This is a genomic window from Pectobacterium zantedeschiae (genome assembly GCF_004137795.1).
Classification (GTDB): Bacteria; Pseudomonadota; Gammaproteobacteria; order Enterobacterales; family Enterobacteriaceae; genus Pectobacterium; species Pectobacterium zantedeschiae.
This window is the reverse complement of sequence record NZ_NWTM01000002.1, coordinates 546,235-562,695: the sequence shown is the minus strand read 5'-3', so window position 1 is coordinate 562,695 and position 16,461 is coordinate 546,235. Positions and strand designations below refer to the sequence as shown.

At 52.7% G+C, this 16,461-nt stretch carries 10 protein-coding genes; 3 read left to right on the top strand and 7 right to left on the bottom strand.

Translation table 11 applies throughout. The features are described 5' to 3' along the window. Positions 1 to 174: 174 nt before the first annotated feature. Positions 175 to 1,065, bottom strand: a complete 891-nt coding sequence (locus CLR69_RS17110) for a LysR family transcriptional regulator (protein ID WP_129712090.1) — start codon at positions 1,063 to 1,065, stop codon at positions 175 to 177. A gap of 169 nt (positions 1,066 to 1,234) precedes the next feature. Here CLR69_RS17110 and CLR69_RS17105 point away from each other — a divergent pair, with 169 nt between their 5' ends. Both CLR69_RS17105 and CLR69_RS17100 read left to right on the top strand, forming a co-directional pair. Then, entirely contained in the window at positions 1,235 to 2,653 is a 1,419-nt protein-coding gene (locus tag CLR69_RS17105; RefSeq protein WP_129712091.1) for a coniferyl aldehyde dehydrogenase, read from the top strand. Between the two features lie 47 nt (positions 2,654 to 2,700). After that, positions 2,701 to 3,378: a type 1 glutamine amidotransferase domain-containing protein gene (locus CLR69_RS17100; RefSeq protein WP_129707176.1), complete on the top strand. Its 678-nt coding sequence runs from the start codon at positions 2,701 to 2,703 to the stop codon at positions 3,376 to 3,378. 316 nt (positions 3,379 to 3,694) lie between these two features. Here the strand turns inward: CLR69_RS17100 and eno are convergent, their stop codons facing one another. The 5 genes from eno to rlmD all read right to left on the bottom strand — a co-directional run bounded on the left by eno (position 3,695) and on the right by rlmD (position 11,803). Then, positions 3,695 to 4,990, bottom strand: a complete 1,296-nt coding sequence (gene eno / locus CLR69_RS17095; RefSeq protein WP_102117504.1) for a phosphopyruvate hydratase — start codon at positions 4,988 to 4,990, stop codon at positions 3,695 to 3,697. A 98-nt stretch (positions 4,991 to 5,088) separates the two neighbouring features. Further along, a complete protein-coding gene (pyrG, locus tag CLR69_RS17090; RefSeq protein WP_129706397.1) occupies positions 5,089 to 6,726 on the bottom strand; it encodes a glutamine hydrolyzing CTP synthase in 1,638 nt (545 codons plus the stop codon). Between the two features lie 226 nt (positions 6,727 to 6,952). Then, on the bottom strand, positions 6,953 to 7,765 hold the full coding sequence (gene mazG, locus CLR69_RS17085) for a nucleoside triphosphate pyrophosphohydrolase (RefSeq protein WP_129712092.1): 813 nt from the start codon (positions 7,763 to 7,765) through the stop codon (positions 6,953 to 6,955). Between the two features lie 397 nt (positions 7,766 to 8,162). Then, the gene (gene relA, locus CLR69_RS17075) at positions 8,163 to 10,400 is read right to left on the bottom strand and encodes a GTP diphosphokinase (RefSeq protein WP_129706401.1); all 2,238 of its coding nucleotides are present in this window, start codon (positions 10,398 to 10,400) and stop codon (positions 8,163 to 8,165) included. 53 nt (positions 10,401 to 10,453) lie between these two features. After that, complete coding sequence (gene rlmD, locus CLR69_RS17070; protein WP_129712093.1) at positions 10,454 to 11,803, bottom strand: 23S rRNA (uracil(1939)-C(5))-methyltransferase RlmD; 1,350 nt, start codon at positions 11,801 to 11,803, stop codon at positions 10,454 to 10,456. Positions 11,804 to 12,029: 226 nt separating this feature from the next. On the opposite strand from rlmD, the gene barA reads away from it, so the two are divergent. Continuing rightward, the gene (gene barA, locus CLR69_RS17065) at positions 12,030 to 14,825 is read left to right on the top strand and encodes a two-component sensor histidine kinase BarA (RefSeq protein ID WP_129706405.1); all 2,796 of its coding nucleotides are present in this window, start codon (positions 12,030 to 12,032) and stop codon (positions 14,823 to 14,825) included. A gap of 447 nt (positions 14,826 to 15,272) precedes the next feature. On the opposite strand, the gene CLR69_RS17060 is transcribed toward barA, so the two are convergent. After that, complete coding sequence (locus CLR69_RS17060; RefSeq protein WP_129706407.1) at positions 15,273 to 16,418, bottom strand: glycerate kinase; 1,146 nt, start codon at positions 16,416 to 16,418, stop codon at positions 15,273 to 15,275. Positions 16,419 to 16,461 lie beyond the last annotated feature (43 nt).

The window sequence follows — 16,461 nt, the reverse complement described above, 5'->3', positions numbered from 1 at the left end:
GCGATCCGCTTCAAAGATTTTATAAAAAGCCATTTTAACGGAACGAAACCAGCAGTTCGTTTATGGCGATCACAGGATAGGAAGTGAGGAGCAAGCGAGAAGTAAGGCGGAGCTGGCAGCATGCTACGCCTCATTATGTCTTGAAAAACGGCATCTTTTTAATAGGAGGTGAAATTATTCCGCGTGCTGTAAGCGCCACAGGAAAGTTTGCCGCGCATGGGCTAGACGCGGCTGGCGCAGCGCACCCGGCACCCAGACCAGATAGTAATCCAACTGCGTGGTGCCGACAGGGGGCGGAATAATGACAAGTTCCCCCGAATCCAACAGATCCTGACATAAATATATCGGCATCACCGTCCAGCCAAACCCACTGGTCAGCACGCGACGCAGCGCACGTAGATCCTGACTTACCACGGCAGGCACCAGCCCCTTATCCTGCATACGGTTCTTCTTCAACCAGTGATCAATCAGAGGAAGCTCAAGGTCATAGGCCAGCATTGGCTCCTGTGCCAGTGCCTGTGGCAGGTCATCCGCCTGTACCAACCGTTCGACAATCGCGGGAGCCGCCACCGCCTGTAGTGTTGCACTCTTTAACAGATCGCTTTTCAACCGCTTATCCGTCACCGGGTGTGCCGTTATGCCCAGATCGCAGTGTCCTTCTAACAGCATCTGTTTAATCAAATCACCGTCACCAGTATGCATATGCACCCGCACGCCCGCCTCAAGCAGCGGCAACAGCTGCTCTGACACTACTTCAGCCATGAAATCCGCATGGCCAATGATATGCAGCGTCCCCGCGACATCCATTGACCTCGCGCGGGCAGAGGCTAACGCCGCCTCGGCTTCATCCAGTTTGTCTCCCAGATCTGCCGCTAAGTCGTCTGCTGCCGACGTTGGCGTCACGCCGTTCGCCTGACGTTCAAAGAGACGACGCCCCACCGCTACCTCCAACCCGGCAATGTGCTGCGACACCGCAGGCTGGGTCAGATTAAGCGCACGCGCGGCTCCGCTAATTGAGCGCTGCCGATAAACTTCCACAAATGTACGTAGACGAAGGAGTGACATGAGATACCTATAGAGCCTGAGATATAAAATTATTTATACCCCTCGAATAATAATCTTGTTGGCGAACGATTCAACCCCTGCCGTATCCTTTCCTCCATCCTGAGTGGCCCGAAAATTCCGGCTAACTTTCTGTTTTTTCTGCTACTCGATGAATAAAAGAGGACAAAACATGTCGACACAACAATCCAAAAAGGATTTACAGGCCATCCTGAATACGATGAAGCGTGCTCACATTGCATCTGGCCCCGCCAATGCCGCACTGCGTAAAGATCGCTTACAGCGCAGCATCAACTTGATTCGTGAAAATCACATCGCGCTTGCACAGGCCATGAGTGAAGATTTCGGCCATCGCAGCCTGTACCACTCGTTCGCGGCAGATGTCGGCACCACGCTAAAGATGCTACAGAACGCCATCGACAACGTTGAGCGTTGGATGCAGCCAGAGCCGGTTGATGAACCCGCTCCCGGTATGCAGGCGTGGATTCGGCATCAGCCTCTGGGGGTTATCGGCGTGATTAGCCCGTGGAACTTCCCGGTGAACCTGTCATTTGGCCCGCTGGCTGATATTTTTGCCGCCGGTAATACCGCGATCCTGAAACCGTCAGAGCTCACACCGCACACGTCTGAACTGCTGGCGGAATTGATTGCCCACTATTTTGATCCGCTGGAATTGGCCGTGGTGCTGGGCGATGCGGAAATTGGTCAGGCATTTAGCGAGCTGCCGTTCGATCATCTGGTCTTCACTGGCAGCACCGCGGTGGGGAAACATGTGATGCGCGCGGCGGCGGAGAATTTGGTGCCAGTCACGTTGGAACTGGGTGGCAAATCGCCCGTCGTCATTGATAGCAGTGCAAATATCGCAGAAGCCGCTGAACGCACGATGACGGTAAAAACCTTCAATGCGGGGCAAATCTGTCTGTCGCCGGACTATGTACTGCTGCCAGAAGGCCAAGAGCAGGCCTTCCGCGATGCCGCCAACGCCTTTATGCAGAAAAGCTTTCCGACACTACAGGCGAACCCGGATTACACGTCTATCATTGCTGATAGGCATTACGATCGCCTGATTCAACTCCTGAAAGAGGCTGAGCAACAAGGTGCGACCGTCGTCAGCCTGGCACCCGCAGGCGAAGTACCCTACGATGCCAAAAGCCGCAAAATTGCCCCACACCTCGTGTTCGGCGTACGTGATGATATGACGATCATGCAGGAAGAAATTTTCGGCCCGCTGCTGCCCGTCAAAACCTATCAAGCGGCAGAGGAAGCGATTAACTACATCAATGCGCATCCACGCCCACTGGCGGCGTATTTGTTCAGCAATAATAAAACCATGCAGCAACGCTTCGCCGACAGAACAACGTCAGGTGCGCTGGTCATCAACGATGTGATGACGCATGTGTCTATCGACACACTTCCGTTTGGCGGCGTCGGCGCATCTGGCATTGGCGCATATCACGGTATCCACGGATTCCGCCGTTTCAGCCACGCCAAACCGATCGTCATACAAAGTGAAGATGGCGCGTCTAACCTGACGCTGCGTGCGCCTTACCATGAGAAACAAGACGCGCTTGTCGCTGTCCTCAAAGGCTAACTGGCCTCTATTCACCCGATCATCCTGCAACCATAGAGAGAAAAATGATGAAAATTTTAATGGTCCTAACTTCTCACGACAAACTGGGCAACACGGGCAATAAAACCGGTTTTTGGCTGGAAGAGTTTGCCGCCCCTTATTACACGTTTAAAGATGCGGGTGCCGAGATCGTTCTCGCCTCCCCTGCTGGCGGCCAGCCGCCTCTCGACCCGAAAAGCGATCTGGCTGATTTTCAAACCGAACTGACACATCGCTTTAAAGCTGACCCTGCTGCGCAGCAGGAACTGGCTAATACGGTAAAACTGGATACCGTCATCGAACAGGATTTCGACGCAGTCTTCTATCCCGGCGGCCACGGCCCGCTCTGGGATTTGGCGGAATCACCCGTCTCTATCGCCCTCATCGAAGCCTTTGTACGCGCCAACAAACCAACCGGTTTTGTCTGCCACGCACCTGGCGTACTGATTCACGTGAAAGCAGAAAATGGCGATGCCTTGATCAAAGGCCGCAAAGTAACAGGCTTCACCAACGGTGAAGAAGCAGCGGTTCAATTGACAGACGTGGTGCCTTTCCTGATTGAAGATGAATTCAAGAAACTGGGTGGCCTGTATGAAAAAGGTCCAGACTGGGCACCGTACCTTGTTGAAGACGGCAAGCTGATCACCGGTCAGAATCCAGCAAGCTCGGAAGTCGTCGCCAAAGCGATCCTCAAACAGCTGGCTTAATCAATAACACATTTTCAACGTTGCGCAGCAATGGCCCAAAGGGTGGCGGACAAGGATTCCGCCATAAAAAAACGTCGGGAACGTTTTTCAACGTTGCGCAGCAACGGCCCGAAGGGTGATGGACAAGGATTCCGCCATAAAAAAACGTCGGGAACGTTTTTCAACGTTGCACAGCAACGGCCCGAAGGGTGGCGGACAGGGATGTCCGCCATAAAAAAATCCAGAAACGCTTTCACGCTTCTGGATTTTTATAGCTAATCACGTTGACGCGCTATCAGGCCGCTTTCTCAGCCACCTGATTACGCCGGAGACGCAATTATTGGCCTTTAACTTCTTTCAGACCGTTGAACGGTGCAGCATCACCCAACGCTTCTTCAATACGAATCAGCTGGTTGTATTTAGCAACACGGTCAGAACGGCTCATAGAACCGGTTTTGATCTGGCCTGCTGCGGTACCGACAGCCAGGTCAGCGATAGTAGCATCTTCAGTTTCGCCTGAACGGTGAGAGATAACAGCCGTGTAGCCAGCATCTTTCGCCATTTTAATTGCAGCCAGCGTTTCGGTCAGAGAACCGATCTGGTTGAATTTGATCAGGATAGAGTTAGCGATACCTTTATCGATACCTTCTTTCAGGATCTTGGTGTTGGTTACGAACAGATCGTCACCAACCAGCTGGATTTTGTCGCCCAGAACTTTAGTCTGGTAAGCGAAGCCAGCCCAATCAGATTCGTCCAGACCGTCTTCGATAGACACGATCGGGTACTGTTTGGTCAGATCTTCCAGGAAGTGAGTGAATTCTTCAGAGGTGAACGCTTTGTTGCCTTCGCCAGCCAGAACGTATTTACCGTCTTTGTAGAATTCAGACGCTGCGCAGTCCATCGCCAGAGTGATGTCTTTGCCCAGCTCGTAGCCTGCTGCTTTTACCGCTTCTGCGATAACAGCCAGCGCTTCGGCGTTGGAACCCAGGTTTGGCGCATAGCCACCTTCGTCACCAACAGCAGTACCCATACCTTTGGATTTCAGAACTTTAGCCAGGGTGTGGAACACTTCAGAACCCATACGAATGGCTTCTTTCAGAGTTTTCGCGCCAACAGGCTGAATCATGAACTCTTGGATATCAACGTTGTTATCCGCGTGCTCGCCGCCGTTGATGATGTTCATCATTGGCAGTGGCATGGAGTATTTGCCTGGGGTGCCGTTCAGTTCAGCGATGTGAGCATACAGTGGCAGGCCTTTTGACGCAGCTGCTGCTTTAGCGGCAGCCAGAGACACGGCCAGAATGGCGTTAGCGCCGAACTTAGATTTGTTTTCAGTACCGTCCAGGTCGATCATGATCTTGTCGATGTTCGCCTGATCTTTCGCGTCTTTACCCAGTACAGCCTGAGCAATCGGGCCGTTAACAGCAGCAACGGCTTTCGTTACGCCTTTGCCCAGAAAACGGGATTTGTCACCGTCACGCAGTTCCAGTGCTTCGCGAGAGCCAGTAGAAGCTCCTGATGGCGCAGCAGCCAGACCTACAAAACCACCTTCCAGATGAACTTCAGCTTCAACAGTTGGGTTTCCGCGTGAGTCGATGATTTCACGGCCGATGACTTTAACAATTTTGGACATTAGATTTTCCTCAGTACAAGTTAAACTAAAACTTTAGATAGAACTAAAACCCTAGACGAGCAACGCGCGATAGCGATCGCGCGTTGCTGGTATAACTCTTACTTCACCTGACGCTTCTGATACGCGCCAGCGGCTTTGACAAAGCCGGCAAACAGGGGGTGTCCATCTCGCGGCGTTGATGTGAATTCCGGGTGGAACTGACAGGCAACGTACCAGGGATGATCGGGTAACTCGACAATCTCCACCAGTTTGCGGTCGGCGGAAAGACCAGCAACCCGTAATCCCGCCGCTTCAATCTGTTTCAACAGCATGTTGTTAACTTCATAACGATGACGGTGACGCTCAATAATCGTCTGCTCACCGTACATCTGACGCACCAGACTGCCTTCGGTCAGATGGCATTGCTGCCCGCCAACGCGCATGGTACCGCCCAGATCGCTGGCTTCATCACGGACTTCAACATTGCCGTTCTCATCACGCCATTCCGTGATCAACGCAACGACAGGGTACTTACAGTCTGGCACAAACTCCGTTGAGTTTGCCCCTTCCATCCCTACAACGTTACGGGCAAATTCCATTAATGCGACCTGCATCCCCAGGCAAATGCCCAGATAAGGGATTTTGTTCTCACGGGCGTAATTCGCCGCCATGATTTTCCCTTCGACGCCACGATAACCAAAACCGCCCGGAATCAGGATAGCGTCTAAATCTTTCAATACTTCGACACCACGGGTTTCAACATCCTGTGAGTCGATCAGCTTGATATTTACCGTCAGACGGTTCTTCAACCCACCGTGCTTCAGGGCTTCAATAACGGATTTGTAGGCATCCGGCAGCGCAACATATTTGCCGACCATACCGATAGTGACTTCACCGCCCGGATTCGCTTCTTCATACACAACCTGTTCCCATTCTGACAGGTTTGCTTCGGGACAGTTCAAGCTGAATCGTTTACAAATATAATCGTCCAGCCCCTGTGATTTCAATAGCGCCGGGATTTTATAAATCGAATCAATATCTTTAAGGGATATTACTGCTTTTTCCGGCACATTACAGAATAAAGCAATTTTAGCACGCTCGTTAGCAGGCACGGTGCGATCGGAACGGCAAATCAGCACATCCGGCTGAATACCGATGGAAAGCAGTTCTTTAACGGAGTGCTGTGTTGGCTTGGTTTTCACTTCGCCCGCTGCCGCCAGATACGGCACCAGCGTCAGGTGCATAAACAGCGTGTGCTCGCGGCCCACTTGCACCGCCATCTGCCGAATCGCTTCAAGGAACGGCAAAGATTCGATATCACCGACGGTACCGCCGATTTCGACCAGAACGACATCGTGGCCTTCGCCACCTTCAATGATGCGCTCTTTAATCGCGTTGGTGATATGTGGGATCACCTGAATGGTCGCGCCCAGATAGTCACCACGACGCTCTTTGCGCAGGACATCAGAGTAGATACGGCCAGTGGTGAAGTTGTTGCGGCGCGACATTTTGGTGCGGATGAAACGCTCGTAGTGACCCAAGTCCAGATCGGTTTCGGCGCCGTCTTCGGTGACAAACACTTCACCGTGCTGCGTCGGGCTCATCGTGCCCGGATCCACGTTGATATACGGGTCCAGTTTCATGATGGTAACGTTGAGGCCACGGGCTTCAAGAATAGCCGCCAGAGAGGCTGCGGCAATGCCTTTACCCAGAGAGGAAACGACCCCGCCGGTCACAAAAATATAATTAGTTGTCATGCTGAACCTGAGAGTTTAGGTTTAAAGACGATGGAGGTACCAAGACGGGAAAGTAGTATACCTGAACCTGATGAGCGCCACAAATGTTCGTTTTACACAATGTGGCGATTCCAACACAGGCGAAGACGAGATAAAACCACCCTCACCAACACCTACAATTATCTTTAAAAACAATAAAATAAAATCACTAAAATAGATAAAAAAACAGCCTACGATTAAAAACGATTTAGTGGCTTATTTCCTGTTTTTTCACCTGCTGCCATGCGGCTTCCATTTCGTCCAATGTCGCCTGTTCCAACGTTTTTCCCGATGCCGTAACAATTTGTTCTACCTCACGAAAACGACGAGTGAACTTGCGATTGGCAGCCTGTAATGCATTCTCGGCCTTGTGTCCCAGATGACGAGAGAGATTGACTGTGGCGAACAATAAATCACCAATCTCTTCACCTAATTTTTCTTCATCGACAACGGCTTGCCGTGCCTCAAACATCACCTCATCGATCTCTTCATACACTTTGTCGAGCACCGGGCCCAGGCTGTCCCAATCGAAGCCAACAGACGAACAACGCTGCTGAATCTTTTGCGCTTTCATCAAGGCAGGCAGCGCATCAGGAATATCATCTAACGGCGAGTGACGATCTTTTTCCGCACGTTCCTGCGCTTTTGTCTGTTCCCAGTTTGCCAGCACGGCTTCACTGTCCGTCAGCGTCAGTTCACCGAAAATATGTGGATGGCGACGTTCCAGCTTGTCACTGATGGCGTTACACACGTCGGAGAAATCGAACAATCCTTTTTCCTGCGCCATTTGTGCATAAAACACCACCTGAAACAGCAAATCTCCTAACTCACCGCGCAAATCATCAAAATCCTGACGGCTGATGGCATCCAATACTTCGTACGTTTCTTCCAGCGTATAGGGTGCGATGGTGTCAAAGGTCTGCTTTTTGTCCCACGGACAGCCATTTTCGGGATCGCGGAGGGTTTTCATGATGGCGAGCAGGCGCTCGACGGAGGATAAATTCGTCAAAGATACAGTCATAATATTCCTGAAAATCAAAAATTATTTTTACGAAGATTGCAGACAAGCTGGAGAGGTTTCGTGCGCGATATATTCCAACGATCATTTCCGCAACTGCGTCGCGCCCGACACGGGGCGTCCAATCGACGCCGCCCCGTGACCCCAGTCTTTTACGCGGGAATTACGCCGCTTCGCGGTGCCTTCGGAAATACAGTCATCTGGCGGACCGTCGCTGACGCGTTTACTCGCCCCATAAATGGGGCTCTCCCTTCGGGCCAGCACAAGTGCTGTTCAAAAACGTCTATGACGTTTCTGTCCTACGCGGCAGCGACTTTCGTGGCATCCATGCCACTCATCCTGGATGACTGTGTTTCCTCAGCGTAATTTTTACGCTTGAGGCAAAACACAAAACCATCATTTACGCCCCCTGCTGACGCCGCGCATCAATCACATCCGGCAGTTGGTTGAGCTTCGCCAGAATGCGACTCAGCACTTGCAGGTTGTAGATCTCGATATCCATATCAATCGTTGCCAGTTGCTGCTTGGTGTCGCTACGGCTGGCGACGCCCAGTACATTAACCTTCTCATTCGCCAGAATCGTGGTGATATCTCGCAGCAGACCGCTACGATCGTTGGCGATTACCCTCACCACCAGCGAATAGCCGCTGGAGTAGCTTTCACCCCATACCGCGTCCACAATGCGCTCCGGCGAACTTGCACGCAGTTCGTCCAGTTGTTCACAGTCAGCGCGGTGAATCGAGATCCCCCGTCCGCGTGTAATAAACCCGGTGATCTCATCACCCGGAATCGGCTGGCAGCAGCGGGCAATGTGATGCATCAGATTGCCAACGCCTTCAACCACCACGCGGCCGTTGTCTTTATTATTGCTGCGCGCTGGCGGCTGATGCGTTTTTTGCGTCAGTTGGCGTAGCGCTTCGCGATCCAGTTCTTCCGCACTCGGCTGTTTTAACTGCGATTGCAGGAAATTCACCATCTGGTTTAGACGAACATCACCGCCGCCAATGGCAGCCAGTAATTCATCCAACGAATTCACGTTGTAACGCGGCAACAGCAGTTTTTCCGCCGCTTTCAGGCTGACTCCCAGATGCGCCAGTTCGTCATCCAGAATCTGTCGACCCGCCAGAATGTTCTTGTCGCGATCTTGCTTACGGAACCAGTTCTGGATCTTGGAACGCCCACGGCTGGTTGTGATGTAACCCAGATTTGGATTCAGCCAGTCGCGGCTTGGATTCGGCTGCTTCTGGGTGATAACTTCAATCTGATCGCCCATTTGCAACTGGTAGGTAAACGGCACAATACGTCCGCCGATTTTCGCCCCGATGCAGCGGTGTCCGATATCGCTGTGGATGTGATAAGCAAAATCCAACGGCGTGGAACCCGCAGGAAGGTCCACCACGTCGCCTTTCGGCGTAAAGACATAAACGCGATCGTCAAATACCTGGCTGCGAACTTCGTCCAGCACGTCATTGGAATCAGCCACTTCTTCCTGCCAAGCCAGCAGTTTACGCAGCCAGGCAATACGCCCTTCGTAACCGGAGCGCCCGCCTACGGAGGTGCCTTCTTTATATTTCCAGTGTGCCGCAACGCCCAGCTCTGCATCTTCATGCATTTGACGCGTACGAATCTGAATTTCGAGCGTCTTTCCACCCGGCCCTAACACCACGGTATGGATGGATTGATAGCCGTTCGGTTTGGGGTTAGCAACGTAATCGTCAAACTCGTCCGGTAGATGGCGATAGTGCGTGTGCACGATCCCTAGCGCCCCGTAGCAGTCCTGCAAACGCTCAACGACGATGCGTACTGCACGCACATCGAACAGTTCATCAAACGACAGCGCTTTCTTCTGCATCTTGCGCCAGATGCTGTAGATATGCTTGGGACGGCCATAGATCTCTGCCTGAACGCCCTCTTCTTTCATCGCATCGCGTAGCGTTTTAACAAAATCATCAATGTACTGCGCACGATCGATACGACGCTCGTGCAGCAGCTTGGCGATTTTTTTATATTCATCAGGATGCAGGTAGCGGAAGCAGAAATCCTCCAACTCCCACTTCAACTGACCGATACCCAAGCGGTTCGCCAACGGTGCGTAGATATTGGTACACTCTTTGGCCGCCAATACCCGTTCTTCTTCAGGGGCATCCTTCACTTCACGCAGGTGCGCGATCCGCTCGGCAAGCTTGATGACTACGCAGCGGAAATCTTCCACCATCGCCAGCAGCATGCGGCGGATGTTATCTACCTGCTCAGACGCGCCCGAATCATTCTGCGTCGCTTTGAGCTGGCGGATTGCATCCATATCGCGCACGCCATGCACCAAATCAACGATGTTTTTCCCAAACGCCGCTTCCAGCGTCGGTTCATCGACCACGTTCGCATCCGCCAGCGGAAAGAGCAGCGCCGCACGCATGCTGTCATTGTCCATGCTGAGCGTGGACAGGATTTCCACCATTTCGATGCCACGCCACAGCAGTAGCGGCGCATCGGGCTGATCTTGCGTTTGCTGCTCACAGTAACGCCAGGTTTCGGCTAAACGTTCACACGATTGCTGACTGGCAATGCCCAGTGAAGCAATCCACGCGTCAGGGACAAATTCACCTGCCGTATTCAAATGCGCACTTCTTACCGCAACCATAATTTCTCCCTACGTTACCTTTCACCTTGCAAACGACGCGACTCTGCGGCTTATTACGCCTTTCGCGTGCCGGTGTCGTGCAAAAACAGTGCCATCGATTCAAGGTGTCCGGTATGTGGAAACATATCCAACATCGCGACATTAGCCAGTCGGTAACCGGCTGAGAGTAAGACTTTGCTGTCGCGTGCTAGCGTCGTGGCGTTACAGGAAACATACACCACCCGTTTCGGTGCCAGTCTGGTTATCTGCTCCATCACGCCTGCCGCGCCCGCACGTGCCGGATCAAGTAATATCTTATCAAAACCCTGAGCCGCCCACGGCTGCTGTGTGACGTCGTCCTCAAGATTTTGGTGAAAAAATGTGACGTTGGACAGGGCATTGCGTCGGGCATTCTCGCGCCCTTTCTCGACCAGCGCGGTCACCCCTTCTACACCGACAACACTGGCGGCACGCTGTGCCAGCGGCAGCGTAAAATTGCCCATACCGCAAAACAGATCCAATATTCTATCCTGTGGTTGCACATCCAACCACGCTAACGCCTGCGCGACCATCTGCTGATTCACCGCGTCATTGACCTGAATAAAATCACGCGGGCTAAATGCCAGCGTCAGCCCAGCAACGTGATAAACCGGTTCTTCACCGTGCAAACACGTCAATGAGTCAGCATCTGGCGCCAGATAAACCGAGACGCCCTGCCGCTGGGCAAAATCACGCAACGCTTGCTCATCTGCTGGATGCAGCGGATCGAGATGCCGCAGCACCAGCAGCGGACCATTCTCCGCCTGCACCAGCTCCACATGCCCAAGACGCTTCACCGCGCTTAACTGGCTTAAACAATCGCGCAGCGGTTGCAGCAGCGCTTCAAGCTCGGGGCGCAATACCGGACAGGCTTTGATATCCACCAGATCGTGAGAATTTGACTGTCGATAGCCCATCAACAACCGCTGTTCTTTTGCCTGAAAGTATAACGCAAGCCGCGCACGCCTCCGATAGGCATAAGGTGTGCCAGCAATAAGCGATGCGGCTGGCAGCTCAACGCCCGTTTCCCGCGTCATCATGCGCATCAATGCCGCCGTTTTGCTGCTCTGTTGCAGCGTAATTTCTGCATGCTGCTGCTGACAGCCGCCGCAGCGGGTAAAATGAGGGCACCGTGGCTCAACACGCTGCGGGCTAGGCGTCAGCAGGCGTTTGAGTTTTGCATGTGAAAACTGACGCTTCTCTTCCGTCAGTTGAACCTCGGCCTGCTCTCCCGGCAGCACACCTGTGACAAAAACCGTCTTTCCTTCGTGACGCGCTACACCTTGACCAAACGGGTCAAGTGACGTGACCGTAACAGTGAGGTTTTTCGCTGGAACCGCTTTCCGGGTCGTCACACGCCGGTTTGGAGAGTAGAATTGCGCCATAATGTACTATCGATTGATCTCTTAAGTTGAACGGCTGTCCCCAAATACCTGTCATACTTCAAGCTGCATGTGCGTTGGCTTTCCTCGCTCACCCCAGTCACTTACCTGAGTAAGCTCCTGGGGATTCACTGTGTCGCAGCCTTCCTGCAACTCGAATTATTTAAGGTATAACTAAATTAAATAATAGGGTGCCTAGCATCCTCTAATTCTCCCACATTGGAACCTCATGACCAAATACAGTCTTCGTGCACGGATGTTGATACTGATTTTGGCACCGACGCTCATGATCGGGCTGCTGCTCAGCTCGTTCTTCGTCATCCATCGTTACAATCAGTTGCAGGCGCAGTTGGCCGATTCTGGCACCAGTATCATTGAACCGCTGGCGACCATCAGCGCTTACGCCATTACCCATCGCCAGATGGACACGATACCTGCATTAATCAACACGCTTCATCGCCGCCACTCCGCGATTATTCGCACCATTAGCGTGTTCGATGCACGCAATCAGCTATTGGCTACGACCAATGTACGCAACAACGTGACATTACAGCCGCTCAGCAGCGATGCACTTTCGTACAATAAGCTACACCTGCACTACAAGAATGATTCACTGATTCTGCACATGCCAATCGCCAATGACAGCGAATTTATGCCGACAGGAGGGACACCCATACTACCCGGTACGGTGACGCCTCTCGGTTATCTGGTGATCGAGCTGGATACCAGCGCCATTCGGCTTCAGCAATATCAGGAAATCTTTATCGCCACGCTCTTGCTGCTGTTATCTTTGGGTGCCGCTGTCCTCTTTGCCTATCGCCTGATGCGAGACGTCACGACTCCGATCCGTAACATGGTTGATACCGTTGATCGCATTCGCCGCGGGCAGTTGGATAGCCGGGTGGAAGGTTACATGCTCGGTGAGCTGGATATGTTGAAAAACGGCATTAACTCGATGGCGATGTCGCTGACGGCCTACCACGAAGAAATGCAGCAAAATATCGATCAGGCGACCTACGATCTGCGGGAAACGCTGGAGCAAATGGAGATCCAAAACGTCGAACTGGATCTGGCTAAAAAACGGGCGCAGGAAGCCGCGCGGATTAAGTCTGAGTTTCTGGCAAATATGTCACATGAACTGAGAACACCGCTGAATGGCGTGATCGGTTTCACCCGTCAAACCTTGAAGACCCCGCTAAACACGACGCAAACCGACTATCTGCTCACCATCGAACGCTCTGCCAATAACCTGCTGAATATTATTAATGATGTGCTGGATTTCTCGAAGCTGGAGGCTGGAAAGCTAGTACTGGAAGATATTCCGTTTTCCCTGCACAACGCGCTGGATGATGTCGTGATGTTGCTGGCACATACGGCACATGAAAAAGGGTTGGAGCTGACGCTCAGTATTCAGAATGATGTTCCCGAACAGTTTGTCGGCGATCCGCTGCGGATACAGCAAATCATCACCAACCTGCTGGGCAACGCGATTAAGTTCACTGAACAGGGCAATATCGATATTCGCGTGGAGAAGCGCCGGCAGGAACATCATCAGGTTCAGCTAGAGGTGCAGATACGTGACACAGGCATCGGCATTGCCGAATTGCAACAGTCACAGCTGTTTCAGGCTTTCCGTCAGGCCGACACCAGTATCTCACGCCGACATGGTGGCACGGGACTTGGACTGGTCATCACCCAGCGTCTGGTCAAGGAAATGGGTGGAGATATCAGTTTCCAGAGCCAACTTAACAAAGGGTCGACCTTCTGGTTCCACATCACACTGCCGCTCAATCCTCACGCCATACCGAGTGAGCCTGCCTATACAATGCTGCAAGGCAAACATCTGGCCTACGTCGAGTACCATCCCATCGCTGCACAGGCCACGCTGGATATCCTGAGCCAGACGCCGCTGATAGTGAGCTATAGCCCGACGTTTGAGCAATTGCCGGAAGGGGATTTTGATATCCTACTGCTCGGTGTTCCCGTGCAATATCGCAATACGCTGCTCGACTACACGCCTAGATTGCGCGATATCTGCCGCCGAGCGCCTTGCGTGATTCTGGCGCTGCCCAGCCTGGCGCAAATGGATGCCGAGCAGTTGAAAACCTTTGGGGTACATGCGTGCCTGAGTAAACCTCTGTCGGCATCTCGCCTGCTGCCGTTGCTACAGGACAACACTCTGTTCCAGCTCTCTTTTCTGCCGGACGTCGCCACATCGCACCAGAGTGTCGTCCGCCATCCAGCCCGTCTGCCGCTCAGCGTGATGGCGGTGGATGACAACCCAGCCAACCTGAAACTAATCGGTACACTGCTGGAGGAACAGGTCGATACAATTATCCTATGCGAAAGCGGGACAGACGCTATTTCACAGGCAAAAATGCACCAAATCGACATTATCCTGATGGATATTCAAATGCCGGGTATGGATGGAATTTGCGCCAGCGAGCTGATCCGCCAGATCCCCCATCATGCCACGACACCTATCATCGCGGTGACAGCACAAACCATGACGGGTGAACGTGAGCATCTGCTGCGCTCAGGTATGGATGACTATCTGGCTAAACCGATAGACGAGCAGATGCTAAAAAGCGTGCTGACTCGCCACGCGCGCAAAGATCCGTTGAAGCGCGATCGAGGTAACATCGCAGGTTTGCTGAACGAGCACGACGATAGTCAACTGTCGCTCGACTGGGCGCTGGCACAGCAGCAGGCGGCTAACAAGCCGGAACTGGCGCGTGATCTGTTACAAATGCTGTTGGATTTCCTACCGGAAGTTCGGCAGAAGATAGAAAAGGTGCTGAATGGTCAGACGGATGACGACATTATCGAGCTGGTCCACAAACTGCACGGCAGTTGTAGCTACAGCGGCGTCCCGCGTCTGAAACGCATCTGCCGCTATCTGGAACAACAGTTGCGTAAAGGCGTTCACGCCAGCGATCTGGAACCCGAATGGCTGGAGTTACTGGACGAGATCGACAACGTCAACAAAGCCGCCCAGCGGCATATCAATCCCCGACTCCCATAAGCGCAGTCTCTTCGTCACAAATACAGGAGAACATCGTGGGTTTTGCCGTTATCGGGCGTAAAAAATTATGCTGAGGAGATAGCGGGCTTCGGATGAGCCGCAGGACGCGGCGAAAGCTTGCGCCACGTCGGACAAAAACGTCAAAGACGTTTTTGAACAGCACTCGTGCTGGCCCGAAGGGCGAGCCCCATTTATGGGGCGAGTAAACGTGTCGCAAGCGGTCCGTTAAGTCGGATATCGACGAAGGCACCGCGTCAGCGGCATAATTTACGCCGAAAGCCTAGGGGTCACGGGGCGAGCGGCGATTGAGCCGCCCCGTGTCGGGCGCGTACTGCGAAGTAGCATGGAATAGCAGTATTGTGGCGCACGAAACCGCCTCAGCCTCCGCGTCTACGCCCGCATAAAAAGTGTAGTAAGACCAACATTGAATCTAAATCACGATGGCACTCAGCCCGATACTGACTGCGCCAGTCGGATCGTGGCGGCGATATTACGCGCCGTCATTCGCACATTCTCTGCCGCATTATCCAGCGCTTCTTCGAGTGAACAGATGTTGTAAAGCACGCTGAATACGGCATCCAGGCCATGTTCATGCACCACGGCAACATCTGCCGTCAGGCTGCCTGCAATACCGATAACCGGTTTATTATACTGTTTGGCAACTCGCGCCACGCCAATCGGCACTTTTCCATGGATCGTCTGGCTGTCGATACGCCCTTCCCCGGTAATCACCAGCGTGGCATCTCGAACCAGTTCATCCAACCCCAGTGCTTCCGTAACAATCTCAATACCTTGACGAAGCTCTGCGCCGCAAAAAGCCTGTAATGCCGCGCCCATTCCGCCTGCGGCTCCGGCTCCAGGAACCTGTTCCACGTCCATGTCCAGATCGTGACGGATCACCGCGGCATAATGTTTCAACGCATTATCCAACTGTTCGATCATCGCAGGCGTTGCGCCTTTCTGAGGACCAAAAATAGCTGATGCGCCCTGTTTACCCGTCAACGGATTGGTCACATCGCAGGCCACTTCAAAACGACAGCCTTTAATACGCTCATCCAGCTCGCTGATGTCAATGTGAGCAAGCTTGTCGAGTTCACCACCACCAAAACCAATCTGTTCGCCCTGCTTATCCAGCAGCTTAACCCCCAAAGCCTGCACCATACCCGACCCGCCGTCATTGGTTGCGCTCCCACCAATCCCGATGATGCAGTGCCGAACGCCGTGATCCAACGCGCAGCGAATCAACTCGCCCGTGCCATAGCTGGTGGTCTTTAATGGGTTACGTCGTTGAGAAGGCACACGTTCCAGACCGCTTGCCGCCGCCATCTCAATAAAAGCCGTTTTTTCATCACCAGACAGACCAAAGAACGCATCAATATTATCGCCTAACGGCCCTGTCACCTTAACATTCACAATCTTGCCATCAGTCGCAGCCACCATGGCTTCGACTGTTCCTTCCCCACCATCTGCAACGGGTAATTTGACATAGCAGGCATCGGGAAATATTTCACGAAATCCCTTTTCAATCTGCGTGGCAACTTCTTGTGCAGACAGGCTTTCTTTATAAGAATCCGGTGCGATCACTATTTTCATAAACGATCCGATTTCATCAACGTTCCGATTGCATCAATAACCC

Bases quoted from the DNA above. Each gene is read 5' to 3' on its own strand.
- CLR69_RS17110 (WP_129712090.1), bottom strand. From the start codon at position 1,065: ATGTCACTCCTTCGTCTACGTACATTTGTGGAAGTTTATCGGCAGCGC.
- CLR69_RS17105 (WP_129712091.1), top strand. From the start codon at position 1,235: ATGTCGACACAACAATCCAAAAAGGATTTACAGGCCATCCTGAATACG.
- CLR69_RS17100 (WP_129707176.1), top strand. From the start codon at position 2,701: ATGAAAATTTTAATGGTCCTAACTTCTCACGACAAACTGGGCAACACG.
- eno (WP_102117504.1), bottom strand. From the start codon at position 4,990: ATGTCCAAAATTGTTAAAGTCATCGGCCGTGAAATCATCGACTCACGC.
- pyrG (WP_129706397.1), bottom strand. From the start codon at position 6,726: ATGACAACTAATTATATTTTTGTGACCGGCGGGGTCGTTTCCTCTCTG.
- mazG (WP_129712092.1), bottom strand. From the start codon at position 7,765: ATGACTGTATCTTTGACGAATTTATCCTCCGTCGAGCGCCTGCTCGCC.
- relA (WP_129706401.1), bottom strand. From the start codon at position 10,400: ATGGTTGCGGTAAGAAGTGCGCATTTGAATACGGCAGGTGAATTTGTC.
- rlmD (WP_129712093.1), bottom strand. From the start codon at position 11,803: ATGGCGCAATTCTACTCTCCAAACCGGCGTGTGACGACCCGGAAAGCG.
- barA (WP_129706405.1), top strand. From the start codon at position 12,030: ATGACCAAATACAGTCTTCGTGCACGGATGTTGATACTGATTTTGGCA.
- CLR69_RS17060 (WP_129706407.1), bottom strand. From the start codon at position 16,418: ATGAAAATAGTGATCGCACCGGATTCTTATAAAGAAAGCCTGTCTGCA.